Origin of the sequence: Streptomyces dysideae, assembly GCF_001514305.1 — a bacterium.
GTDB classification, from domain to species: domain Bacteria; phylum Actinomycetota; class Actinomycetes; order Streptomycetales; family Streptomycetaceae; genus Streptomyces; species Streptomyces dysideae.
In genome coordinates, this window is the sequence record NZ_KQ949184.1 from 1 (window position 1) to 1,543 (window position 1,543).

2 protein-coding genes are annotated in these 1,543 nt (G+C 69.4%); one reads left to right on the forward strand and one right to left on the reverse strand.

What is annotated here, in order from left to right; translation table 11 throughout:
- The first annotated feature begins 184 nt into the window (after positions 1-184).
- Positions 185-1,018: an IS5 family transposase gene (locus AQJ91_RS48275; RefSeq protein ID WP_067036776.1), complete on the forward strand. Its 834-nt coding sequence runs from the start codon at positions 185-187 to the stop codon at positions 1,016-1,018.
- Here the strand turns inward: AQJ91_RS48275 and AQJ91_RS51680 are convergent.
- On the reverse strand, positions 933-1,436 hold the full coding sequence (locus AQJ91_RS51680; protein ID WP_079085776.1) for a hypothetical protein: 504 nt from the start codon (positions 1,434-1,436) through the stop codon (positions 933-935). The genes AQJ91_RS48275 and AQJ91_RS51680 overlap by 86 nt on opposite strands.
- Between the last annotated feature and the right edge of the window lie 107 nt (positions 1,437-1,543).

Genomic DNA, 1,543 nt, shown 5'->3' on the forward strand with positions numbered 1-1,543 from the left:
CAGGGCCTCTCGGTAGCACGGAGGGTGTCGAGTCCACCAGGCTGCCGGGGAGGCCCTGTTGCAGCAGTTGTATCCGTCAGCGGCGGAACAATCCATTTGGGACACGCGGGAGTGTGACTGCTTCGTCCACACGTACGGGAACGCTGCGGACAATCCGAGCGGCGGGCACTGCTATCCGACCGACATGACGGAGGAGGAGTGGGCCGCGGTCCGCGACATGATTCCGGTGCCGGCGTGGGCCGGGGGCCGGGGCGGCCGGCCGGAGGAGTACTGCCACCGGGACATACTCGACGCGATCCGGTACGTGGTGGACAACGGCGTGAAGTGGCCTGCGCTGCCTGCGGATTACCCGCCTTGGAAGGCGGTGCATCGGTTCTTCACCCGCTGGCGCAAGCAAGGGCTGATCGGCGAGTTCCACGACCGGCTCCGTGCTGCGACCCGCCAGGCGCAGGGCCGGGATGCGGAGCCGACGGCGGGGGTGATCGACTCGCAGTCCGCGAAGGGCACGTCGACGGTCGAGGCCGCGACCAGCGGCTATGACGGCGGAAAGAAAATCAAGGGCCGTAAGCGGCACATCGTGGTGGACACCCTCGGCCTGATCCTGGCGGTCATGGTCACCCCCGCCTCGACAGGGGACCGGGACGCCGCCCAGGACCTCCTGGCCCGGGCAGCAAGCCGGCACCACCGGCTTCGGCGCGTGTGGGCGGACAGCGGATACACCGGCATGCTGGTGGGCTGGTGCGCGGTGGCCTTGAACCTGATACTGACCGTCATCCGCCGCAGCGACGACCGGAAAGGCTTCGCCGTGCTGCCCAAACGGTGGATCGTCGAGCGGACCTTCGCCTGGCTCACCCGCTCCCGGCGCCTGGCCCGCGACTACGAACGGCTGCCCGCGTCGTCGGAGGCGATGATCCTGTGGTCGATGACCATGGTCATGACCCGCCGTCTCGGCCGTCGCCGCAGACGAACCGGCCCGGCACCGGCTCGTGTGCCCATCCCCGCGCAACGAGCCGCTTGAGTTTGCACCGCACGCCCTCGGTCTTCGCCGGAACCACCTCCAGCCCCAACAAGGAGGTGATCTCACGGCAGTTCAGTGGCTGGCCGCCAGTGGCACGGCGTTCGGCCAGCAGGCCCATGACCTGCTGATACTCCGGCGCCAGAGCCTCGGCCAGCAGCCCCTCCCGCCAGAGAGGAACAACCGACCCGGGCCTCGCCACCGTCGGCGCCGTGGCTTCCTTCCCGCCCTGCGTCTTCCCCGCCTCACCCTCCTGGCCTGCGGTTTCACCCCGGTCGTCCCACACCTCGCCGACCCGCCTACGGGCGATCAGCCACTCGTCCCACTCCGACTGCGCCGCCTCCAGCTCGGCCTGCAACTCCTCCACCCGCTTCCGGGCCGCACACTCCCGCTCCTCCAGCCGCCCCAGCACCGACGCCATCACGCACCTCCAGCACGCCACCTCCACGGACGCACCGGACCTACCTCACCCACCCCAGCACTATGCCTAACCAGCACAAACCCAGCCCCCACACTCGGTTTCGAGAA